Origin of the sequence: Kribbella sp. NPDC059898 (assembly GCF_042730855.1) — a bacterium.
GTDB lineage: Bacteria > Actinomycetota > Actinomycetes > Propionibacteriales > Kribbellaceae > Kribbella.
The window spans coordinates 723,945-746,875 of record NZ_JBHWKR010000003.1 but is presented as its reverse complement, the minus strand read 5'-3'; the positions used below and the strand labels follow the sequence as shown (position 1 = coordinate 746,875).

Sequence of the window (22,931 nt, the reverse complement as noted above, 5' to 3'; positions counted from 1 at the left end):
GCTGCCGGCCGTCAGACGGCGGTCAGGTCGTTCAGCAACCATCGATCGCCCTGTCGCTTGAGTTCCACCCGAAGCCGGATCTTGTTCACCGCCGCCGGCCGGGCGGCCGCCCTCGTCGTTACGTCGGCGAACACCAGCAGTTCGGCCGTGTCGCCCGACAGCTCCCGTACGGCGAGATCGGAGACCTTCCCGCCGGCGCTCGGCCGCTGCGCGAGCTGCTGCTTGATCGCCGCCACCGACGGCGTGAACTTGTCGACGAACGCGGGCGTGGACACCTCCTGCACGTTCGCAGCGAACTGCTCGAGGTGCGCCCAGTCGTACGTGAACGCCGCCTCCACGTCCTTCCGCCCCGCCGCGAGCACCGGCGCCGGGTCCGCCGCGGCCGGCGCCGTCGTCCGCTGCGCGAGCCCGTCGGCGCGCTCCCACTCGGAGTTCGCCTTCGCCCGCATGCCGAAGTACCCAGCCACACTCACCACGCTGATCGCCAGCAGCAACGCCATCACCACCGCCCCGACGATCACAACCGCAACCAACGGCGAACGCCGGACCGGCACCTGACCCATCCCCGAGAACTGACTCACCCCACGGACACTAACGGGCCACGAGGCCCCGTGATTGGACCAGGGAGTTCGACGGGCGCGGAGGTGGCGGCCGGCGGGTGAGAGTTGTGGCATCGGGAATGACGAGAAGGAGCAGGACGATGACCACGATTCAGTTGCACGCGAACACCACCGCGACCCCGGAGCAGTTCGTCGACGGGTTGACCGACTTCGGGCCGGGGCGGAACGCGCTGTTCGGGAACAGTGCCGACAAGGATCTGGTGGTGCACGACCAGGGGATCGACCACGCGGAGGTGACGGAGGGGTCCGGCGGGGTGTGGGAGCGGCTGACCTACGACTGGTCGGATCCGCGGTACGTCGTACTCACCACCACCGACTCGAACGCGTGGGGCGGGAAGTCCGGGCACACGTACCGGTTGACGCCGCGCGCCGACGGGACGACGGACGTCGACTACACCGTCGTACGGGAAGGGAAGAACCTGCGCGGGCGGATCTTCGCCGCGCTGTTCGCGACTGCCGGCAAGGGCGTGCTGGTGAAGGCGTTCCAGAACTCGGTGCGGGCGATCGAGAAGCGCCACTGAGAGTCGGCTGAAGCTGCCAGAGAGTGGGCGGAGAGCGGCCGGAGAGCGGCGGGAGAGCGCGGGCGGTGAGGCTGATCGTGTCTTCTCCCGTGGATGGTCCTCGGGGACGTAGGAGGGGAGTTTTGAATGCGCTTCAACCTGCGCAAGCTGAGCAAGCCGCTGGCGGCGACCGCGCTGGCGGCCGGCACGATCGCCGCGGTCACCACTGTCGCGGCCCCGGCCCAGGCGGCCGGCACGTACGAGGGATGCCCGTACGGCGCGGTGTGCGTGTACCCGAACGGCAGCTGGGCCAACGGCCACCCGACGTACATCTTCTACAGCTACGGCCCGCACAAGATCTACAACCAGTACGGCACGCACCGGGTCTTCAACAACCAGTACGGCGGCGCGGGCTCGTGGATCTGCAAGGGGGCCGACGGTACCAACTGCACGAACTACAACGCGCAGTACACCTACTGGGACTACAACCTGACGCCGATCAACTCGGTGAAGCTCGTCAAGGGCTGACCCAGGTTCTGCTCCAAAGGGCGTCGTCTCCAGCGGAGACGGCGCCCTTTCAGCTGCTGACCCTCTGTTATGCGATCGTGATCGTATGGGGTCGGGGGTGCGGTTCAAGATCCTGGGGGAGATGCAGATCGCGGTCGAGGACCGAGAGGTCGCGATCAACGGGCGACGCCAGCAGATAGTCCTTGCGCGGCTGCTGTGTCAGCCGAACCGTCCGGTGTCCGCGGACGAACTGGTCGACGCGACCTGGGGCGAGGCCCCGCCGTCGACGGCCGCGAAGCAGATCCAGACCGCGGTGTGGCGGCTGCGCGGGCTGCTCGACGACAACCGGATCCGCAGGCTGCCGGCCGGGTACCTGCTGCGCGCCGACACCGAGGAACTCGACGCGATGGAGTTCGACCAGCTGGTGTCCGAGGTCGCGACCACGGACGAGCCGGCGGCGGTGTCCGGCGTACTGCGCGAAGCTCTCGGACTGTGGCGTGGACCGGCGTTGAGCGGTGTCGAGAGCGCCGCGGTGCAGGTCGTCGCGACGAAGCTGGACGAGCGCCGCCGGGAAACGCAGTACCGCTGCATCGACGCGGACCTGTGCCTGGGCCGCGACGCCCGGCTGGCGTCCGAGCTGGCCGCGCTGATCGCGGAGGACCCGCTGAACGAGCGCTTCCGCGGCCAGTACATGCAGGTCCTGTACCGGGCCGGCCGGATCGGCGACGCCCTCGACGCCTACCAGGACATCCGTAGGACGCTGCTCGACGAGCTCGGCGTCGAACCCGGGCCGATGCTCGGCGACCTGCACCGCCAGATCCTCAACCGCGAGCCCGGCCTGGACGGTGCGCGCGAGCGTATCGCCGTACCGCCGCCGTCGGTTCCGCGCCAGCTCCCGCCGAGCGTCCCGCACTTCGCCGGCCGCGACCGCGAGCTCGCGCGCCTCACCGAGGCCGCACTCACGCACGACGGCACCGTCCGGGTCGTCGTCCTGTCCGGTATCGGCGGTGTCGGCAAGACCGCGCTCGCCGTCCACTGGGCGCACACGCTGGTCGACGCGTACCCGGACGGACAGCTCTTCCTCAACCTCTGTGGGTACGACGCGTCGCCCGCGCTCACGTCGTACGACGCCTTGAAGCAACTGCTCCGCGCCGTCGGCGTCGCGACCGACCGCGTGCCCGGGACGGAGAGCGAGGCGTCCGCGTTGTTCCGCACGATGGTCAGCGGACGGCGGATGCTGATCATTCTGGACAACGCGTCGTCGGCCGACCAGGTGCTGCCGCTGATCCCCGGCGCCCCGGACTGCGTCGTCGCGGTCACCAGCCGGCACCGGCTCACCGGCCTGGTGTCCGACCTGGGCGCCCGCCGCATCGAACTCGAACCGCTGCCCGCGGACGACGCGGTCCGCCTGCTCGCCTCGATCCTCGGCGTCGAACGAGCGGACCCGGAGGTGACCGCCGAGCTGGCCGAGGCGTGCGGGTTCCTCCCGCTGGCGCTCCGGCTGGCGGGCGCGAACTGCGCGGACCAGCCGTACCTGTCGATCCGGGACCAGGTGCTGCAACTGCGTGAGGGCGATCGTCTCGACGCCCTGGAGGTCGAAGGTTCCGCGGCCGCGTCCGTGCGGACGGTCTTCGCGCAGTCGTACGCTCGGCTCCCGGCCGGACCGCGCCGGCTGTTCCGGTTGCTCGGTCTGCTCGACGGTGGCGACGTACCGAGCTGGCTGACCGCACCACTGCTCGGCACGCCCGCGGCCGAGGCCGATCGCGGGATCCGCACGCTGGTCGACGCCCAGCTGCTGAACGTCGTCGGCCGCGACATCGACGGCCGCCCGCGGCACCGCCTGCACGAGCTGCTGCACCTGTACGCCCGCGAACGCGCGTACGCCGAGGAGACCGCCGCCGACCGCGATGCCGCCGTACGCCGCGCCCTCGCCGCCTGGCTGACCGTCGCCGACGCGGCCGACCACGGGACGCACATCCGGGTGGTGCCGCGGATCGGCGGCCGGGCCGCCCGCTGTCAGTTGCCGCAGGCACCCGTCGAACGGTTGGTCGCGGACCCGCTGGCCTGGTTCGAGGCGGAACGCGACGGCCTGGTCGCCGCTGTCCGGACCGCCGGGGAGCACGGCGCCGACGAGGCCGCCTGGGAGCTCGCCGACACGATGGTCGACTACGGCGAACTGTTCGCGCTCGACCTGCTGGAGAGCACCACGCGCTACAGCCTGGACGGCTGTCGCCGGGCCGGCAACCGGCTCGGCGAGGCCGTGATGCTGCGGAACCTGGCGATCTGTGCGCGCTCGCGGAGCGTCTTCGAGCCCGCCGACGGGATCGAGCACGCGGTCGCCGCGGCGGAACTGTTCGAGCAGATCGGGCACGCGGCCGGTGCCGCGGACGCGCATCACCTGCGCGGCGAGCTGCTCGGCGTACACGACGGTCCGGCCGCCGCGCTGGCGAGTCAGGCGTTGAGCCTGTCGCTCGCGTGCGAGGGCGAGTACCCGATGGGCGTCGTCAACGCGTGCAACGAGATCGGTGTCACGCTGCGCCGTACCGGCCGGCTGGACGAGGCCGCGTGGTGGGCGGAGGCGGCGCTGCCGATCGCCCGCGAGCTCGGCATGCTGCGCCAGCAGATCCACCTGATCGGCGAACTCGGCTACCTGCGGATGGAGCAGGGCCGGTACGACGAGGCGGTGCCGGCGGTCGAGGAGGCGCTCCGGTTGATCCGCAGCATCGGCTCGCCGGGCGAGGAGGCGTTCCTGCAGCTCGTGCTGGCCGAGATCAGGCTGCGCCGCGGTGAGCTCGAGGAGGCCGTCGAGGTGTTCGCGCGGTGTCTGCGGTTCGCCCAGATCGATCGCTGGCCGTACGGGCAGGCGGTGGCGCTGCGCGGCCTGGGTGACGCCGAGGCGGCGCGCGGGAACCTGGTCCGGGCGACGACGCTGCTGAAGTCCGCGGGGCAGATCGCCGACGAGATCCAGATCCCGTTGCTGCAGGGCCGGATCCGGCGCCGCCTCGGCAGCGCCCAGCTCCGCGCCGGCGACGCGGCGGCCGCCCGCGAGTCGTGGACGGCCGCGCGTGATCACCTGACCTTGGCCGGAAACGCCACGGATCTCGCCGCGGTCGACGAAGCGCTCAGTTGCCTGCGAGCTGGTTGACGAAGGCCGTGGCCGCTTCGCAGGTGAGCGTCGGCTCCGGGTTCCACGGCAGGATCCGGGTCGGTCGGGTGGGTGCGGTCACGTGCTGCTGCCGGTCGTCATCGAAGGACCAAGCGTCGACTGCCATGCGGTCTCCTACCGTGTGATGGGCGTCGGAATGTCCATCATGACCGCTACGGTTCACTTGTGGACGACGGCTATGTGGTGCGGATGCTGAGTGAGGAGACCTGGCCTGCCTTCGCCGAGTTGGTGGAGGCGAACAACGGGGTCTGGGGCGGCTGCTGGTGCATGGGGTTCCACGTCAAGCTCGGCAAGGACCGGACTGCCGAGCAGAACCGGGCCGACAAGGAGCAACGGGTCCGGGCCGGCACGACACACAACGCGCTGGTGTTCGACGGGGACCGGTGCCTCGGCTGGTGCCAGTTCGGTGCGCCGGACGAGGTGCCGCTGATCAAGAGCCGCCGGTTGTACGAGAAGGAGCTGGTCGCGCTGCCCGACTGGCGGATCACGTGCTTCTTCACCGGTAAGGGACTCCGTGGTCGCGGCGTCGCGGATGCCGCGCTGGGCGGGGCGCTCGCGGAGATCGCGCAGAACGGCGGCGGCGTCGTCGAGGGCTATCCCGAGGAAACCGACGACCGCAAGGTCTCCGGGTCGTTCCTGCACACCGGGCCGATGGCGGCGTTCGAGCGCGCCGGATTCACCCGCACCCGGCAGATCTCACCCCACCGCTGGGTGGTGACGCTGAAGCTCTAGCTGGGCTCTGTCTGGTCGACGGCCGCCTCGGCCGGGAGCTGTGAGCGTTCGCGTTTGCGGGGGAGCATCACGGCGGGGATCAGCGTCAGCAGGACGAGCGCCCACGCCACCCAGTAGGTGTGCGCGAACGACGACGCCGCGTCGACCAGACCACGTCCGACCGCGGCGGGGTCGAGGTGCAGTTGCGCGACGTTCTCCGGGCGGGTGTTGGTGAGGATCGCCGCCTGCGTTTCGCGGAGTCCGCCGTTCAGGCCGGGGATGTTCTGCGTGCCGGGGATGATTGGCGAGTTGTTCAGGTGGTTGGTGAGGATCACCGACATCGTCGCGACGCCGCAGGACGACGCGATCTGCTGGGTGATGTTCAGCAATGTCGACCCGCGGGCGACCTGCGGCCCGGCGAGCGTCCGGAGCGCCGACGTGAACAGCGGCATCATCGTGCCGCCCATCCCGAGCCCCATCACGAACAGCATCGCGATGATCACGCCGTACGGCGTCGTCGAGGTGATCTGGGTGAGGCCGAACATGCCGACCACGATCCCGGCGATCCCGAACGGGACGATCCGCCCGATCGGCAGCTTGTCCACCAGCCGGCCGGCGATCGGCATCGTGACCATCGCGCCGAGCCCCTGCGGCGCGACCAGCAGGCCGGCGTGCAGCGTCGACTCGCCGCGGATCTGCTGGTAGTACGTCGGGACCAGCAGCAGGCCGCCGAAGAACGCGGCGCCGAACAGGAACATCGTCACGATCGACACCGTGAGGTTCCGGTTCCGGAACAGCCGCAGGTCGAGCAGCGGATGCTCGGGGCGGAACGAGTGGAAGACGAACGCCACCATCAGGATCACGCCGGCCAGCATCGACACCCAGACGCGCGGCGCGCCGAAGTCGCCGTTCTTCGCGGGCAGCGAGGAGACGCCGAACAGGAACAGCGCGAGACCGGGCGACATCAGCGCGACACCGAGGAAGTCGAACGACTCGGCCCGCTGCGGGTGGTCCCGTTCCAGCGCGCGCCACGCGTAGACCAGCGCGATCGCGCCGAGCGGCACGTTGATCAGGAAGATCCAGTGCCAGCTCGCGACCTGGATCAGCCAGCCGCCGAGGATCGGCCCAAGGATCGGGCCGAGCAGCATCGGTACGCCGAGGATCGCCATCAGCCGGCCCATTCGGTGCGGACCGGCGGCGCGGGTCATGATCGTCATCCCGAGCGGCATCAGCATGCCGCCGCCGAGGCCCTGCAGCACCCGGAAGCTGATCAGCATGTCGATGCTGGACGCGGTCGCACACAGCGCGGACCCGGCGGTGAACAGGAAGACCGCGGTCATGTACAGCCGCTTGGTCCCGAACCGGTCCGCCGCCCAGCCGGTCAGCGGGATCACAGTGGCCAGCGCCAGCGTGTACGCCGTGACCGTCCAGGCGACCGTCGAGTACGCCACCGGGTTCTGCGGGGTGCCGAACTCGTCCTGGAACGTCGGCAGCGCGACGTTGACGACCGTGATGTCGAGGATCGACATGATCGCCCCCAGCACCACGACGCCGGCGATCTTCAGCACAGCCGCATCGATGTTGTCGGGATACTCCGGAACACCCGGCTGCGTCGCGGACTGACTCACGATTCGGTCCCCCCTCGGGCACACGGCACGTTTCGGTCAAAGCCTACGCGCCGACGGACATCCGGAGACCATTCGACCCTGCTCGAATCCGCTGCGTAGGCGAACCTTTGCGAACAGTGAACGCATCTGTCCTGGTGAACCATCCACCAGCGGAAGGGAACAGATGAGAATCCGACTGAACCAGAGCGGCCGGCGCCTGGCGGTGGCGTCCGGTGCGCTCGCGATGGCGATCACCGGTGCGACCGCGACGACCGCGTCGGCGGCGACCGACGACATCGGCACGAACTGCTTCATCACGCAGGACAACGTCAACTACCGGTCCGGCCCGGGCACCCAGTACTCCTCGTACGGCCAGGTGAACAGGGGACAAGGCTTCTACACCTACAGGTACGACGGCCGCTGGCTGTACGGCGATCTGTGGGGCGGTCGTAAGGGCGTCTGGATCTACGGCGACTACTGCAGCAGCTGACCACGACCAGGAGGGGTGAACATATGCGTACGAAGATCTTCCGGACACTCGCGGTGGCCGCGTTGGGCGGTGCTGCCGTGCTGGTGACGGGCATCCGCAACGACGTGTGGATCCAGGGGGCGTTCATCACCTGCTGAGGTACGACGGCGCCGGGGACGGACAGTCCCCGGCGTCGCTCAGCGGGGGAGTAGGTCGGCCTCTTGGAGTTGTTGCCAGATTTCGGACTGGTCGACGACGGTGACGCCGAGCTTGTCTGCCTTGGTGAGTTTGGCGGCGCCGACGTCCGCGCCGGTGATCAGGAAGTCGGTGCTGGCCGAGACGGACGAGGCGATGGTGGCCCCGGCCTTCTCGCACAGGCGCTGGAAGGCGGGGCGGGCGACCTTCTCGCCGGAGCGTGGGTCGCTGATCGCGCCGGTGACGACGACGGTCTTGCCGGCCAGCGGTGCGCCGGCGGCGACCACGGGTGGCAGGTCTTCCTCCCGTACGTCGAGGGAGACGCCGGCGGCACGCAGCCGTTCGAGCTCGGGGCGCAGCCGGGTCAGGTGCTCGATCAGCGAGGCGGCGACCTTCGGGCCGATGTCCTCGACCGCGACCAGCCCGTCGACGCCCGCGTCCACGACCTCCTCCAGGGAACCGAACCCGGCGCGGCACAGGCGCGCCGCCGTACCCTCCGAGGCCATCGGGATCGCGAGGCCGATCAGTGCGCGGCGCAGGCCGACCTGACGGCTGCCGTCGATCGACTCGATCATCCGGGCCGCCGAGACCTCGCCGATCCGGTCGAACTCGAGCAGCCGCTCGGCGGTCAGCTGGTAGAAGTCCGACGGGTGCTCGAGGATGCCGGCGTCCGACAGCCGCTCGATCCAGACCCCGCCGATCGCGTCGATGTCCGCGGCCGCGCGGGACGCCCAGTGGATCAGGCGCCGGACCGTCTGGGCCGGGCAGGAGACGTTGGTGCAGAACAGCTCGCGGCTGTTGCCCTGCTCGATCAGCGGCTGCTCGCAGGACGGGCAGCTGGCCGGCGGCTCGATGTCGCGCTCCTCGCCGGTGCGTTTCGAGGCGTCGAGTACGCCGGCCACGAACGGGATCACGTCACCGGCGCGACGGACCAGGACCGTGTCGCCGATCTTGATGTCGCGGGCGCGGATCACCTCCTGGTTCGCGAGCGTCGCGCGGGTCACCGTCGTACCGCCGACGAAGACCGGCTCGAGCCAGGCGACCGGGGCGACCTTGCCGATCTTGCCGACGTCCCAGACCACGTCGAGCAGCAGCGTGGTCTTCTCCTCGGCGGCGAACTTGTACGCCAGCGCGCCGCGGGGCGAGCTGGACCGGGTGCCGGCGGCGGCGAACGCGTCCCGGTCGGCGAGCCGCAGTACGGCGCCGTCGAGGTCGTAGTCCAGCTCGTTGCGCTGCTGCTCGATCGCGGTGATCGCTGTTTGCGCCGCGGTCGCGTCCGCGCAGTGCCGCATGTCCGCGACCGTGAAGCCCATCGTCTGTAAGGCCCGCTCGAGGTCGGCGTCGGTGCTCTCCCGCTCGGTCAGCAGGTCGAACGCGAGGAACTGCAGCCGCCGCTCGGCGACCGTGGCCGCGTCCTTCGCCCGGAGCGTTCCGGCGGCGGCGTTCCGCGGGTTGATCAGCGGCTTGTCCGGGTGGGCGGCGTTGTACGCGGCGAAGGTCGAGCGCAGCATCACCGCCTCGCCGCGCACCTCGATCCGGTCCGGTACGTCGAGCCGGTCCGGGACGCCGTCCGCGAGCGCGCGCACCAGCGGCGTCACGTCGTCGCCGGTGGTCCCGTCGCCCCGGGTGACCGCGCGGGCGAGCTGCCCGTTCTCGTACACGAGCGCGAGCGACAGCCCGTCCAGCTTCGGCATCACCACCACCGACTGCCCCGGGAACCGCGCGAAGAACGCCTCCACCTGCTCCGGCTTCGTCGCCTTCTCCAGCGACAACATCGGCCGCGAGTGCCGCACCGGCGCATGCAGCACCGTCGGCGCGCCCACCTGGTCCAGCGGATTCGGCTCCGGCGTCAGCTCCGGATGGCCCTCGATCAGCCCCCGCAGCTCGTCCTCGACCGCGTCGTACTCCGCGTCCGCCACCACCGGCGCGCCGCGATAGTACGCATCGCGCCACCCGACGATCCGCGCCGCCAGCTCCTGAATCCGCTCCCCAACATCCACCCCCAGGACCCTACCCGCCCCAACCGACAATCCGTTGCCCGTAACGCCGCCCGACCCCGAACACCGGAACGCGGTACACGGGACGGGCTCGGCAGCTGGGTGGGTGAGGTTGCCGGTGGCAACCGGGTGTCTGCGGCGTACGACGATCCGGGCTCGTGTGGATGTGCTAGAAAGCGGGGATGGCGTCCCAGCGCAGTCTGCTCCCTCGTTCGGCGCCTGCTGCGGCGGGGATCTCGTCGCGGGCGATCTCCGCGATGGTGGACAGGCTCGAGGCGCGATCGGGTGAGAGCCACTCGCTCATGATCGTGCACCGCGGCCGCGTCGTGGCCGAAGGCTGGTGGGCGCCGTACTCGGCCGATCGCCCGCACCTCCTCTATTCGCTGACCAAGTCGTTCACGGCGATCGCCGTCGGCCTCGCGATCGGCGACGGGCTGCTCTCGCTGGACGATCGCGTGGTGGATGTGCTGCCCGACCGTGTCCCGGCCGGCGTTTCGGAGCAGGGTTGCCGCATCACCGTGCACCAGCTGCTGTCCATGACGGCCGGCCACGCCACCGACAGCCTCGCCGAGGCGTGGGAGCGGGAACCCGGCGACTTGGTCAAGGGCTTCCTGAGCCTGCCGTTCGCCGCGGTCGAAGGAACCCGGCACGTCTACGACAACTCCACCACCTACATCCTGGCCCGGATGGTGGAGCGGGTCACGGGCCGCGGCCTTCCGGAGTTCCTCGACGCGCGCCTGTTCAGGCCGATGGGCATCGACCACGCCGAGTGGGACCGAGTGGCCAGTGGTGCCGCCTTCGGGTTCCACGGACTGCACCTGACGACCGAGGCCGTCGCCGCTTTCGGCGAACTGCTGCGGTGCGGAGGCAGGTGGGGCGACCAGCAACTCGTCCCTCGCGGCTGGGTGGAGCTGGCGACCAGCCGGCAGATCGACAGTGAGTGGATCCTGGACGGAACGAACCAGACGGACTTCTCGTACGGCTACGGGTACCAGTTCTGGATGTCGCGGAACGGGTACCACGGTCACGGCTCGTATGCGCAGCAGTGTGTGGTGGTCCCGTCCCACGACCTCGTCGTCGCCGTGACCGCCGAAGGGGATTCCCAGGACGTGTTCGACGCGATCTGGGAGTGCCTGCTGCCGGGCGTGGGGCACACCGGAAGTGCGGAGGACGACGCGATGCTCGCCTCTCGGCTGGAACGGCTGTCGCTGCGGCCGGTGCCGGGTTCAGCCGCGCCGGGTCGTGCCGTCAGCGCGAGGATCGATGCTGCCGCCGAGGGGTCTGCTTTGCCAGACGGAACGACGGTCGTCGTTGATCCCACCGAGGGCGGATGGCTGGTGCGATTCGAGTCGCTCTTCGAGGTCGAGGTCGGTCACGGTGACTGGCGGGAGAGCGCCCCGCTCGGCCGGCCGATCGTCGCGACCGGTGCGTGGCAGGGCAACACGTACGTCGCCGACCTCTACGTCATCACGACCCCGCACCGCGTTCGGCTGGCCGTCGACGCCGACGCGGGAACAGCGACGGCGACCTGGAGCACCCTGCCCCTGACCGGCCCCAGCCTCGAGTTGCACGTGCGATCGCCGCTGATGACCCGACCTGACGTTGCATAGACCCTTGCAGTTGACACGGTGTCAGGTGGCAGTGTCCACGTCATGATGGAGATCGGAGAGTTCGCCCGCCTCGGCGGCGTGTCCGCGCGGATGCTCCGGCACTACGACCGGATCGGCCTGCTCACCCCGGCCCGCACCGAGCCGAACGGCCGCCGCGGGTACGGCGCCGACCAGCTCGCGCGGTTGCACCTCGACAAGGAGAATCGGATGAACGTACAGCTCAAGCACCTCGACGCGGTGATCGTCGCTGGCCTCACCACGACCGCGCCGCGCGACAGCGTGGACCTGGAAGCCCTGTTCGACCGGGTGATCGCACGCATGGCCGGCGCCGACCGTACCGCTCCGATCGCTCGCATCGAATCCGTCGACGAGGCAACGGTCGAGATCACCGCGGGGTACGTCGTACCGGCGGACTCGGTGCCGGGGCTGGAGACGCGGCGGCTCCCGGCGGTGACGGTGGCCTCGACGATCCACCAGGGCCTGATGACGGACCTGCCGTACGACGTCCTGCGCGACTGGGCCGGTGATCGCGACCGGGGCTGCTGGCGGCAGCTGTTCCTGGAGGCCGACGGCGACCAGGACCACTGGATCGTGGAACTCCAGCTCGAGCTCGACCACGCCGCCTGACCCGCTGCGCCGCGCGGATCTGCCGTAACGTCGTGGATTGACAAGTCCATCACGGAGGAAGCCGCCCATGCTGAAAGTTCTTCGTGTTGCCATGGTGTCGTGTGTGCTGCTGGCCGGGGTGACCGGGCCGGCCGTGGCGTCGACGAGTGCCGCGTCGGATCCGGCGCGGGCCGCGTTGCGCGGGATCGTGGAGAACGTCGCCGGCGCGACCGGGAAGCGGTACGCCGTCAAGGACGACGCCGGTCATGTGATGGACACGGTGAAGATCATCCAGGACTCCACCGGTGGATACCTGGCGGTCTCGCACCACCTTGCCGCCGACGGGCACTTCCGGGTGAACCTGGCGACCTCCACCGACCTGCTCAACTGGCACTGGGTGCGGGAGCTGGCGGGCAGCAACACCGGCCCCGCCTCGCAACCGACCATCATCCAGGCGTCGAACGGCGGGTTCGTGCTCGCCTGGGAGCAGGAACAACCCGGCGGCGGCAACAACCACCTCGCCTTCCGGTACTTCGCCAATCGCGCGGACCTCCTCGCCGGGACGGTCAGTCGTTCGTACGACGCCCCGCGCCGACTCTCGTCCTGCGCCGAAGGTACGCCGAACATCTACAGCGTCACGCTCTCGCCGGACATCGACCACTCGACGATCGACATCGGCGGCCACTACTGGTGGAACTGCGACCGCGACCGCCAGCAGCGCGGCACGCTCACCAACTTCAGCTCCTGGTCCACGAGCGCCCAGCCGAACTTCGACAACGCGCTGCTCTACTGGGGCGTCGGCGGCAACATCGGCGACCGCGACAACACGACGTACGGCGGCTACAAGTTCGGGCTGATCGAGGGGCAGTACACGAAGGGCGACTTCGGGTCCTGGCGGACGTTCGTGTACGACTACCAGACCGGGAACGCCGACCGCACCGCGATCACCACCGACGGCGGCAGTACGGCGTTCGCGAATCCCACGATCACCAACCTGAAAGCACCGGACGGCCGGCCCGCGATCGTGGTCACGCTGTTCGTCCCCAGCGAGGGCGCGGCGCCGGGGGAGTCGGGCGAACTCATCTACTACACGACCTACTGACGACTCTCAGCGTTCTCTCAGCGGTTGCTCGACAGGATGACAGTCGTCCTGCTCAGCGACCGCACCGAGAGAGGCAGATTGCATGGGTGGGCCCAGGTTCAGTGTGGTCATTCCGGCCTTCAACGAGGAACGGCTGATAGCGGAGTGTCTGCGATCACTTGCCCGGCAGGAGTTCGCCGGTGAGTACGAAGTGATTGTCGTCGACAACAACTGCACCGACCGGACCGCCGAGATCGCCCGGAGCTGCGGGGCGATCGTCGTGCGTGAGAAGACGCCCGGCGTGTGCGCAGCGCGGCATCGTGGGACGTTGTCGGCGAACGGCGAGATCGTGGTGTCGACGGATGCGGACACCGTGTTCGGGGCCGGCTGGCTCGCCGGGATCGACCGGACGTTCCGGCAGGGTCCCGGGCGGGTCGCGGTCGCCGGTCCGTGCCGGTACCCCGAGGGGCCGTGGTGGGGGAAGGTGTACGCGCGGATCCTCTTCGAGTCGGTGTACCTGACGTACCGGGTGACCGGGCGGGTCGGGTACGTGACCGCGACGAACATCGCGTTCCGCAAGGACGCCTGGTCCGGGTACGACCTGACCGGCACGCAGGGCGCCGACGAGCTCGGGCTGCTCCGGCAACTGCGGTCCCGCGGCAAGGTCGCGTTCGACCGCGGCAACCCGACGCTGACGTCCGCGCGCCGGCTCGCGCAGGGCCTGACGTACAACGTGGTCGTGTCGTTCCTCTACTACTACGCGCTCGCCGTCACGCTGAACCGGTTGGCCGGGCGGACCGTGATCGGCACCGCGCCGTGCTTCCGGACCGACAAGAGGTGGCCGGCGCCGCGGCGGTACCGGACCCGGGTGCTCGCGATCGGCTGGCTGCTCGCGGCCGCGGCGGCGACCGTACTCACGGACCGGCTGATGGACGGCTGATGCGTCGGGCAACGAAAACCTTGGCTGGTGTGGCAGCCGGCGTCGGTACGGCGTACTGGCTGATGATGTCGCCGTACTCGCAGCTGTTCGGGCCGTTCCCGTACCGCGGCCGGGGTGGCGGGCGGACGGTGGCGCTGACGTTCGACGACGGGCCGAACGAGCCGTACACGTCGCAGCTCGCGGACTACCTCGACGGCGAAGGCATCACGGCGACGTTCTTCCAGGTGGGCCGCGCCGTACAGCGACACCCGGAGGTGACCACGCGGCTGGCGGACGCGGGTCACGTGATCGGGTTGCACGGCTACACGCACGACTTCACGCAGTACCTCCGTCGTGAGACGCTCGCCGACGAGTTGGAGCGCGGCCTCGACGCGTTCGCCGAGGTGGGCATCCGCCCAGCCCTGTACCGCCCGCCGTGGCTGCTGCGCATCCCCGCACTGCACGGCCTGGCCCGCAAACACGGCCTGCAGTTGGTGTCCGGCGAGTTCTGCCACCCGCTCGAGGTCGCCCAGCCGAGCCCCGAGCGCATCGCCCGTCTCGCCGTCCGCGTCACCCGCCCCGGCTCGATGCTGATCTTCCACGACGGCCGCGACGGCAAGGGCGGTCCCCGTGCAGCGACGGTCGAGTCGGTCAAACTCGTCGTCGACGGACTCCGCGCGAAGGGCTACACGTTCACCACCGCGGACCAACTTCTCGGCGTACCGGCCTACAGTCGCACTGCGGAGTGACTTCGAGGAGGACCACCGGCCGGACCAGTTGTTGTGCGATGTTGCGCAGATCTGCATGATTGGGGGCAGGATTACGCACCCTAGCCCTGGAGGACTGGTCTGCTGTGACCGCGACATGGGAGTTCGTGCTTTGCGACGCGCTCGTGAAGGTTCATCCGGTGCGGGATCCCCGGCCGGCCGGAGAGGCGAAGTTCCAGGCTTTTCTGGGGGAGCCGGCGTCGTTCCAGCTGGCGTATCGGCCGCCGCTCGATCCGGAGTTCCGGGATCCTTCGCCGCTGAGTGTGCGGGTCGAGGGTGCGGCGGCGGATCTGGTGGCGGTGTCGGCCGTGGATCTCGTGCCGTGCACGTTCGTAGCGCTGCCGGGGCATGACGACGGGTACGAGTTCGACGAACCCGGGCTCTATCCCGACGTGCTGCGGCCGGTCGCGGACGGCGAGGCACGGGTGCGGTTCGGGAGTTGGAGCGCGCTGTGGTTCGACGTGACGACGAGCGACCCGGCGCGAGCCGGCGTCCATGAGCTCACGGTCGTGCTGAATGCGCCTGACGGCTCCGAGCTGCATCGCGTGCCGGTCAGCGTCGAGCTCACCGGGATCGAGCTGCCCCCGCTGGACATCGTGTCGAGCCACTGGATGCACCTTGACGCGCTCGCGGACCACTACGGCGTCGAGGTGTTCAGCGAGGACCACTGGGCGGTTGTCGAACGGTTCATGGCGTCCGCGGCGGAGATGGGCGCGACGTCTCTGCTCGCACCGGTCTGGACGCCGCCGCTCGACACCGCGGTCGGCTCGTACCGGACCGTCGTACAGCTGATCGACATCACCACGACGGCCGACGGGTACGTGTTCGGCTTCGACCGGCTGCGGCGCTGGCTCGAGCTGTGCCGCAGTACCGGGATCACCGGCGTCGAGGTCGCGCACCTGTTCACCCAGTGGGGCGCCAAGGCCACGCCTGGCATCGTGGTGAACGGCGAACGCGCCTTCGGCTGGGACGTCCCCGCCACCGACCCGACGTACCGCGACCTGATGCAAGCCCTGCTGCCCGCACTGCAGGCGGTGCTCGACGAGGAGTGGGACCGGGAGTACGTCGTCTTCCACATCTCCGACGAGCCGTCGGGGGAGGACGGGCTGGCGAGCTACCTCGACGCGAAGGCCGTCGTCGCCGATCTGCTGAAGGGCTGGACCGTCGTCGACGCGCTCAGCGAGCACTCGTTCTACACCTCCGGCGCGGTCGCCCTCCCCGTCGTCGCGACGAACCACGTCGAGCCGTTCCTCGCCGAGCGCCCCGAGAAGCTGTGGGTCTACTACTGCGTCAGCCAGGACCGCGACGTCGCGAACCGCTTCATCGGTATGCCGTCGGCCCGCAACCGGGCGATCGGCCACCAGCTGTTCGCGTCCGGCGTGGACGGCTTCCTGCACTGGGGTTTCAACTTCTGGTACACGCAGCACTCGATCCGCCGCATCGACCCGTTCGCCGACACGTCCGCCGGCGGCGCCTTCCCGTCCGGCGATCCGTTCACGGTCTACCCCGGCCCGGACGGTACGCCGTGGCCGTCGCTCCGGCACCGCGTCTTCGCCCAGGCCATGTGGGACCACCGCGCCCTCCAGGCCATCCGTGCGGCCAAGGGCACCGCGGCGGCGACCGAGATCGTCGACCCCGACCGCACGCTCCGTTTCGACCGCCCCGTTCTGGACCCGCTGCATTACTACGAGGCACGCCGCCGGATGGTGGCGGCGCTGACCTCCGAGGGGTGACAACCGGCGCGACGGCAGTGGAGTCCTTCAGGTGTGAGGGACTTCGCTGACCGGCGTCGTACGCGTTCCACCGCGGTCGTGCTCGCACTGACGGTGATCGGGGCGATCCTGCCCGGCGTCGGACTGATCGTCGGGGGACGGCGCAAGCTGGGTGCGTTCGTGCTGGCGGTGAGCCTGGCGCTGGTCGGGGCCGCGGCGTACGTCGCGATCGCCCGGCCGCCCGCGGTGCTCGCGTTGGTGGTGTCGCCGCACAAGCTGCTGATCGTCGCGGCCGCGCTGGTCGCCGTGGGACTCGCCTGGGTGTGGGTCGTGGTCGCGTCGCACGAACTGGTTCGGCCGCTCACGATGAAATGGGTGCCGCGGCTGGCCGGGGCGTTGCTGGTCGGCGTACTGAGTTTCGCGATCGCGCTGCCGACGACCGCGGCGGTGACGGCCGTACTGTCGCAGCGGGACCTGATCGGCAGCGTCTTCCTGCCCGGACTGGACTCGCGGAGCGCGACCCGGCCGGACGTGAACGTACGCGACCCGTGGGCGAACCGCCCGGAGCTGAACATCCTGCTGCTCGGCGGTGACGGCGGCGCGAACCGGACCGGCATCCGCACCGACAGCGTGATGGTCGCGAGCATCGACACCCGTACCGGCGCGACGCATCTGATCTCGCTCAGCCGGAACTGGATGCGGATGCCGTTCCCGGCGAACTCCCCGCTGCACAAGGCGTATCCGGACGGGTTCTGGGATCCGGCGCTCGGCGACGTCGAGCAGCCGGAGTACTACCTGGACGCGATGTACGACAACGTCCCGAAGGCGCATCCCGGCATCCTCGGGCCGACCGACAACGAGGGTGCCGACGTCCTGAAGGAGTCGGTCGGTGCGGCGGTGGGGCTGCCGATCGACTACTACGTCCAGCTCAGCGTCCAGGGCTTCGAGAAGATGATCGACGCGCTCGGCGGGGTCACGGTGAACATCAACTACCCGGTGCCGATCGGCGGCGACTACGGCATCGGTCCCGGTACGCGCGGTCCGCGCAAGCCGACCGGATACCTGGAGCCGGGTCCGAACCAGAAGCTCGACGGATACCACGCGATGTGGTTCGCCCGCGGCCGGTACGGGCTGGACGATCCGTCCCGGCAGGCGCGGCAGCGGTGCACGATCCAAACCCTGGTGCACAGCGCGAACCCGGCAACGGTGGTGTCGAGGTACCAGCAGATCGCTGCCGCCGGCAAGCAACTGCTGCGCACCGACATCCCGCAGGAACTGCTGCCCGCGCTCGTCCGGCTGGCCGTGAAGATGAAGCACGCTGCGATCACGAACGTCGACCTCGACGGCGCCAAGAACTTCCCGACCGGCCGCGACCCGAACTACCCCGCGATCCGCGAACTGGTGCAACAAGCACTACATCCGGTCCATCACGCAGCCATCACCCGGCACGCTGCCACTGCGGCTCCGACCGAGAGCCTCGCGCAACTCTGTGCCTACCATCCGAGCTGAAATGCACACACTGTCACGGTCCTGTGTCGTACTGTAACAGTACGTTCACTACAAGGAGGCAGTCGTGGAATCACCCAGTCCTGCTGCTCGGATAGGTGCGGAGTTTCTCGGAACGTTCTGGCTGGTGTTCGCCGGCTGCGGTGCGGCGGTGCTGGCCGGCGTCGTGCTCACCCCCGACAAGGTGCCGGTCGGCATCGGGTATCTCGGTGTCGCGCTGGCGTTCGGCCTGACGGTGCTGACGATGGCGTTCGCCGTCGGTCACGTCTCCGGCGGGCACTTCAATCCGGCGGTCACGATCGGGCTGGCCGTCGCCAAGCGGATCGAGTGGAAGTGGGTGCCGACGTACATCGTCACCCAGGTCGTCGCCGGCACGGTGGCTGGCGCGATCCTGCTGGTCATTGCCAACGGCAAGCAAGGGTTCAGCGCGGTCGACACCGGCTTCGCCAGCAACGGGTACGGCGACCGGTCGCCCGGCGGGTACTCGCTGCTGGCCTGCGCGGTCGTGGAGATCGTGCTGACCGCCTTCTTCCTGTACGTCATCCTCGGCGCGACGGACGACCGCGCCCCCAAGGGGTTCGCGCCGATCGCGATCGGGCTGAGCCTCACGCTGATCCACCTGGTCGGCATCCCGGTCACGAACACGTCGGTGAACCCGGCCCGCTCGCTCGGCGTCGCGTGGTTCGCGGGCGGAGCCGCGCTCGGGCAGGTCTGGTTGTTCATCGTCGCGCCGATCGTCGGGGCCGCGATCGCGGGCGTGAGCTACGCCGCGATCACCGGCGCCCGCGCGGACGAAGAGGTGGACCTGGGCGTCGCGAACAACCCGTAGGACGCGGGGCTCGGCGGGCGGTACGCCGTCAGCCGAGCCTGGTCCACTGCTCGAGGACGACCAGCGTCTTCGTCCCCGAGATCCCCTCGCCGGAGCGGAGCTTGCTGACCACCCGGCGCAGGTCGTCGACGCCCTCGACCCGGATCCGCACGAGCGCGTCCGGGTCGCCGGCCAGCGTGAGCACTTCCTCGACCTCGGGGATCTGCGCGACGAACTCCATGATCTGCGCGAGGTCCAGGTCGTCGGCGAAGTGCAGCTCGGTCATCGCCTCGATGCCGGTGGCGATCCGGCCGTGGTTGATCTTCACCGTGTAGCGCTCGATCACGCCGAGCTTCTCCAGCCGCGCGATCCGGCGCTGCACCGGCGCGACCGTGAGTCCGACCGCGGCCGCGATCTCGCGCAGCGGCCGGCGGGCGTTCTCCCGGAGCAGGTCGAGGATCACGCGGTCGGTACGGTCGAGGGTCGCCTGGTCGGTCACGCAACAAAATGTACGCCGCACAGCGCGTATGTTGCGCACGCGCCCGGCGGATCGGCGTACCGATTGCGAATTGTCGCCAAACTGGAGGACCGGTGTTGTGACCCGGCCCACCAAGCCTCACGCTCGGGGCAACCGTCGCCGATGCTGGGAGTACGCATGACCGAGTTGCTCGATCGCCCGGTCGCCACCTCGGCGCCTTACAACCTTGGCGACCGTTTCCGGACGGCGGGCCCGCCGACGCTGCTGACCGGGGTGCAGGCGATCGCCCGGCTGCTCGTCGAGCACCGCGCATTGGACCGGCGTCGTGGGCTGCGGACCGCGTCGTTCGTCTCCGGCTACCAGGGCAGCCCGCTCGGCGGCCTCGACAAGCTGCTCGGCGGGATGCCGGACGTCCTGGAGGCGAACGACATCCGGTTCGTGCCCGGCCTGAACGAGGAACTCGCCGCCACCTCGGTGTGGGGGAGCCAGATCGAGTTGCCGCTGGGCACCGCCACCCACGACGGCGTCACCGGCTTCTGGTACGGCAAGGGCCCCGGCGTCGACCGCGCCACCGACGCGCTGCGGCACGCCAACATGTACGGCGTGAACCCGCGCGGCGGCGCCGTACTCCTGGTCGGCGACGACCCGGCCTCGAAGTCGTCGACCGTACCGGCGGTCAGCGAGCGCTCGCTGGCCGCGCTCGGCATCCCGGTGCTGTTCCCGCGGAACGCCGCGGAGATCGTGACGCTCGGCCTGCACGCGATCGAGCTGTCCCGGTCGACCGGCTGCGTCGTCGCGCTGAAGATCGTCGCGGACGTCGCCGACGGGGCCTGGGTCGTCGACGCCGCCGCGGCCGACGTACGCCCGGTCGCGCCCGCGATCGAGTGGGACGGCGCGCCGTACAGCTATCAGCAGCGCCCGATGATCATCCGCCCGGACGCGATCGTCCGTGCCGAGGCGGACCTGGTCGGGCCGAGGACCGAGCTCGTCCGGGCGTACGCCGTCGCGAACGAACTGGACGTACTCGACGTCGCCCCGAAGACCGCGCGGGTCGGATTCGTCGCCTCGGGCAGCTGTTACGACTCGATGCGGCAGGCAATGACCGACCTCGGAGTCACCGACGAGGCACTCGCGCAGGCAGGGATCCGGGTCCTGCGGCTCGGCCTGATGAGCCCCGTTGCCACAGGCACCATTCGCTCGTTCGCCGAAGGTCTCGAGCGGATCGTCGTGGTCGAGGACAAGACCGCGTTCGTCGAGACCCAGCTCCGCGAGATCCTCTACGGTACGCCGAACGCGCCGCAGATCGTCGGAAAGCGGGACGCGGCCGGGCGGATGCTGATCCCCGCCGACGGCGAGCTGACGTCGGGCCGTCTGCTCGGTCCGCTCCGCCAACTCCTGCAGGACCTGGTCGCGATCACCCCGCCGGCGCCGCAGCGGACGCAGCTCCCGCTGCTGTCGACCGGCCGGTCGGCGTACTTCTGCAGCGGCTGCCCGCACAACCGGTCGACCGCGCTGCCGGAGGGCTCGATGGGCGGCGGCGGGATCGGCTGCCACGCGATGGTGACGATCTCCGACCGCGAGGACAGCGCGGTCACCGGCGTCACCCAGATGGGCGGTGAGGGCGCGCAGTGGATCGGGCAGGCGTGGTTCACCGACGCGGGACACATCTTCCAGAACGTCGGTGACGGTACGTTCTTCCACTCCGGCCAGCTCGCCGTACAGGCATGTATCGCCGCCGGGGTGAACATCACGTACAAGCTGCTGTACAACGAGGTCGTCGCGATGACCGGCGCCCAGGACGCCGAGGGCGCGCTGACCGTGCCGCAGTTGACGCACAAGCTGCGCACCGAGGGCGTCGAGAAGATCGTCGTCTGCGCCGAGGACCCGAGCCGGCATCGCCGCCGCGACCTCGCGCCCGGCACGCTGCTGTGGGACCGCGACCGGCTCGACGAGGCGCAGCGCATGCTCCGGGAGACGCCCGGCGTCACCGTACTGATCTACGACCAGCACTGCGCCGCGGACGCGCGCCGGCAGCGCAAGCGCGGCAACCTGCCCGCCCGTACCCAGCGCGTCGTCATCAACGAGGCCGTCTGCGAGGGCTGCGGCGACTGCGGCGTGAAGAGCAACTGCCTGTCGGTGCAGCCGGTCGAGACCGAGTACGGGCGGAAGACCCGCATCGACCAGACCTCCTGCAACACCGACTACAGCTGCCTCGACGGCGACTGCCCGTCGTTCGTCACCGTGGAGACGGCGTCGAGCCGCAAACGTACGGCGTTCCCGGAGCCGCCGCCGGTCGTCCCGAGCAGCGCCGAGGAGCGGGTGACCGGCACCCAGAACGTGTTCATGACCGGCATCGGCGGCACCGGGATCGTCACGGTCAACCAGGTACTGGCGACCGCCGCGCTGCGGGCCGGGTACTCCGTCGAATCGCTCGACCAGACGGGCCTGAGCCAGAAGGCGGGACCGGTCACCGGCCACCTGCGGTTCGCCGAGGGTGAACTGGAACCCGCGAACCGGCTCACGCCCGGTTCCGCGGACTGCTTCCTCGGCTTCGACCTGCTCACCCTCGCCGAGGACCGGAACCTTGCCTACGGCAACAGTGCGTTGACCCGGACCGTGGTCTCGACCAGCCGGACGGCGACCGGAGCGATGGTGTACGACCCGGCCGTCCGGCATCCTGAGGAGGCCGGCCTGCTGGAGCGGGTGCGCACCGGCACCGCCGAGCTGTTCGCGTTCGACGCGCTCGAGGCCGCTGAGCGACTGTTCGGCAACACGCTCGCGGCGAACTTCCTGCTCGTCGGCGCGGCGTACCAGACCGGTGCCCTGCGCCTGCCGGCTGCCGCGATCGAGGAGGCGATCGAGATCAACGGCACCGCGGTCGCGGCCAACATCGCCGCGTTCCGCTGGGGCCGGACGGCGGTCACGAATCCGGCCGCCTTCCGCGCACCGGAGACGCCGGCCCCGGTCCGCGAGGTTCCCGCCTCGGTCGCAACCTCCGGTCTCGAAGGCGAAGTGCTGCGGCTCGTCACCCAGCGCGCCACCGACCTGGTCGCGTACCAGAACGTCAAGCTGGCCGACGCGTACGTCGACGTCGTCGCGCGGGTCGCGGACGCCGAGCAGGCCGTGACCGCGGAGACGCGGTTCAGCGAGGCCGTCGCGCGGAACCTGTTCAAACTGATGGCGTACAAGGACGAGTACGAGGTCGCCCGGCTGCTCACCGACCCCGAGTTCCTGGCGACGACGGACGGCCCGGTTTCCTTCAAGCTGCACCCGCCGATCCTGCGGGCGCTCGGCCGGACCAAGAAGATCTCCTTCGGCCCACGCACGCACGGCGCGTTGCGGATCCTTGCCCACCTGAAACCGCTCCGCGGCACCCGCGCCGACCTTTTCGGGTACGCCCACGTCCGGAAACTCGAACGCGCTCTCCGCGACCACTACCGCAGCCTGGTCGTCGACCTCGCCGCGACCCTCGACCCGACGTCGTACGACCGAGCCGTCCAGCTGGCCGAGCTCCCGGACCTGATCCGCGGCTACGAGTCGGTCAAGCTCCGCACCATCGACCACTACACCGCCGCCCTCGAGGACCTCGGCGTGACACTGCCGCACATCTAGAACCCAAGCGCTCGCCTATGATTACTCAACGCCACCGTTGGGTTCCAATAGGAGATCGCC

General features: G+C 69.9%; 20 protein-coding genes. 14 read left to right on the top strand and 6 right to left on the bottom strand.

What is annotated here, in order from left to right:
* Positions 1 to 11 precede the first annotated feature (11 nt).
* Complete coding sequence (locus tag ACFV9C_RS13780; RefSeq protein WP_380193489.1) at positions 12 to 581, bottom strand: hypothetical protein; 570 nt, start codon at positions 579 to 581, stop codon at positions 12 to 14.
* 119 nt (positions 582 to 700) lie between these two features.
* Here ACFV9C_RS13780 and ACFV9C_RS13775 point away from each other — a divergent pair, with 119 nt between their 5' ends.
* The 3 genes from ACFV9C_RS13775 to ACFV9C_RS13765 all read left to right on the top strand — a co-directional run bounded on the left by ACFV9C_RS13775 (position 701) and on the right by ACFV9C_RS13765 (position 4,772).
* On the top strand, positions 701 to 1,141 hold the full coding sequence (locus ACFV9C_RS13775; protein ID WP_380193487.1) for a hypothetical protein: 441 nt from the start codon (positions 701 to 703) through the stop codon (positions 1,139 to 1,141).
* A 126-nt stretch (positions 1,142 to 1,267) separates the two neighbouring features.
* The gene (locus tag ACFV9C_RS13770) at positions 1,268 to 1,648 is read left to right on the top strand and encodes a hypothetical protein (RefSeq protein ID WP_380193485.1); all 381 of its coding nucleotides are present in this window, start codon (positions 1,268 to 1,270) and stop codon (positions 1,646 to 1,648) included.
* Between the two features lie 85 nt (positions 1,649 to 1,733).
* The gene (locus ACFV9C_RS13765) at positions 1,734 to 4,772 is read left to right on the top strand and encodes a BTAD domain-containing putative transcriptional regulator (protein ID WP_380193483.1); all 3,039 of its coding nucleotides are present in this window, start codon (positions 1,734 to 1,736) and stop codon (positions 4,770 to 4,772) included.
* On the opposite strand, the gene ACFV9C_RS13760 is transcribed toward ACFV9C_RS13765, so the two are convergent.
* Positions 4,750 to 4,899 (bottom strand): hypothetical protein, encoded by a 150-nt coding sequence (locus tag ACFV9C_RS13760; RefSeq protein WP_380193481.1) that lies wholly within the window; start codon positions 4,897 to 4,899, stop codon positions 4,750 to 4,752. The two genes, ACFV9C_RS13765 and ACFV9C_RS13760, sit on opposite strands and share 23 nt — an antisense overlap.
* Positions 4,900 to 4,958: 59 nt before the next feature.
* Between ACFV9C_RS13760 and ACFV9C_RS13755 the strand changes: the two genes are divergently transcribed.
* The gene (locus tag ACFV9C_RS13755) at positions 4,959 to 5,525 is read left to right on the top strand and encodes a GNAT family N-acetyltransferase (protein ID WP_380193480.1); all 567 of its coding nucleotides are present in this window, start codon (positions 4,959 to 4,961) and stop codon (positions 5,523 to 5,525) included.
* Here ACFV9C_RS13755 and ACFV9C_RS13750 read toward each other — a convergent pair.
* Positions 5,522 to 7,132, bottom strand: coding sequence for a DHA2 family efflux MFS transporter permease subunit (locus ACFV9C_RS13750; RefSeq protein ID WP_380193478.1), 1,611 nt, complete (start codon positions 7,130 to 7,132; stop codon positions 5,522 to 5,524). The genes ACFV9C_RS13755 and ACFV9C_RS13750 overlap by 4 nt on opposite strands.
* A 163-nt stretch (positions 7,133 to 7,295) precedes the next feature.
* Here ACFV9C_RS13750 and ACFV9C_RS13745 point away from each other — a divergent pair, with 163 nt between their 5' ends.
* Positions 7,296 to 7,601 (top strand): hypothetical protein, encoded by a 306-nt coding sequence (locus tag ACFV9C_RS13745; protein WP_380193476.1) that lies wholly within the window; start codon positions 7,296 to 7,298, stop codon positions 7,599 to 7,601.
* Between the two features lie 176 nt (positions 7,602 to 7,777).
* Here the strand turns inward: ACFV9C_RS13745 and ligA are convergent, their stop codons facing one another.
* Both ligA and ACFV9C_RS13735 read right to left on the bottom strand, forming a co-directional pair.
* Entirely contained in the window at positions 7,778 to 9,775 is a 1,998-nt protein-coding gene (gene ligA / locus ACFV9C_RS13740; protein ID WP_380193475.1) for an NAD-dependent DNA ligase LigA, read from the bottom strand.
* Positions 9,776 to 9,941: 166 nt separating this feature from the next.
* On the bottom strand, positions 9,942 to 10,076 hold the full coding sequence (locus ACFV9C_RS13735; protein WP_380193473.1) for a hypothetical protein: 135 nt from the start codon (positions 10,074 to 10,076) through the stop codon (positions 9,942 to 9,944).
* On the opposite strand from ACFV9C_RS13735, the gene ACFV9C_RS13730 reads away from it, so the two are divergent.
* The 8 genes from ACFV9C_RS13730 (at position 10,075) to aqpZ (ending at position 18,802) form a co-directional block, all read left to right on the top strand.
* Positions 10,075 to 11,382, top strand: a complete 1,308-nt coding sequence (locus tag ACFV9C_RS13730) for a serine hydrolase domain-containing protein (protein ID WP_380193471.1) — start codon at positions 10,075 to 10,077, stop codon at positions 11,380 to 11,382. The two genes, ACFV9C_RS13735 and ACFV9C_RS13730, sit on opposite strands and share 2 nt — an antisense overlap.
* Positions 11,383 to 11,424: 42 nt before the next feature.
* Positions 11,425 to 12,009 (top strand): MerR family DNA-binding transcriptional regulator, encoded by a 585-nt coding sequence (locus ACFV9C_RS13725; RefSeq protein WP_380193469.1) that lies wholly within the window; start codon positions 11,425 to 11,427, stop codon positions 12,007 to 12,009.
* A 67-nt stretch (positions 12,010 to 12,076) separates the two neighbouring features.
* On the top strand, positions 12,077 to 13,090 hold the full coding sequence (locus tag ACFV9C_RS13720) for a hypothetical protein (RefSeq protein WP_380193468.1): 1,014 nt from the start codon (positions 12,077 to 12,079) through the stop codon (positions 13,088 to 13,090).
* An 82-nt stretch (positions 13,091 to 13,172) separates the two neighbouring features.
* Positions 13,173 to 14,009, top strand: coding sequence for a glycosyltransferase family 2 protein (locus ACFV9C_RS13715; protein WP_380193467.1), 837 nt, complete (start codon positions 13,173 to 13,175; stop codon positions 14,007 to 14,009).
* Complete coding sequence (locus ACFV9C_RS13710; RefSeq protein ID WP_380193465.1) at positions 14,009 to 14,737, top strand: polysaccharide deacetylase family protein; 729 nt, start codon at positions 14,009 to 14,011, stop codon at positions 14,735 to 14,737. The genes ACFV9C_RS13715 and ACFV9C_RS13710 overlap by 1 nt, the downstream gene beginning before the upstream one ends.
* A gap of 158 nt (positions 14,738 to 14,895) precedes the next feature.
* A complete protein-coding gene (locus ACFV9C_RS13705) occupies positions 14,896 to 16,488 on the top strand; it encodes a DUF4091 domain-containing protein (protein ID WP_380193463.1) in 1,593 nt (530 codons plus the stop codon).
* A gap of 33 nt (positions 16,489 to 16,521) precedes the next feature.
* Positions 16,522 to 17,976, top strand: a complete 1,455-nt coding sequence (locus ACFV9C_RS13700) for an LCP family protein (protein ID WP_380193461.1) — start codon at positions 16,522 to 16,524, stop codon at positions 17,974 to 17,976.
* A gap of 64 nt (positions 17,977 to 18,040) precedes the next feature.
* Positions 18,041 to 18,802 carry an aquaporin Z gene (gene aqpZ / locus ACFV9C_RS13695; protein ID WP_380193459.1) on the top strand — a complete coding sequence of 254 codons (762 nt, stop codon included), beginning with the start codon at positions 18,041 to 18,043 and terminating at the stop codon, positions 18,800 to 18,802.
* Between the two features lie 28 nt (positions 18,803 to 18,830).
* Here the strand turns inward: aqpZ and ACFV9C_RS13690 are convergent, their stop codons facing one another.
* Entirely contained in the window at positions 18,831 to 19,280 is a 450-nt protein-coding gene (locus ACFV9C_RS13690; RefSeq protein ID WP_380193457.1) for an Lrp/AsnC family transcriptional regulator, read from the bottom strand.
* Positions 19,281 to 19,436: 156 nt separating this feature from the next.
* Here ACFV9C_RS13690 and ACFV9C_RS13685 point away from each other — a divergent pair, with 156 nt between their 5' ends.
* A complete protein-coding gene (locus ACFV9C_RS13685; protein WP_380193455.1) occupies positions 19,437 to 22,871 on the top strand; it encodes an indolepyruvate ferredoxin oxidoreductase family protein in 3,435 nt (1,144 codons plus the stop codon).
* The last annotated feature ends 60 nt before the right edge of the window (positions 22,872 to 22,931 follow it).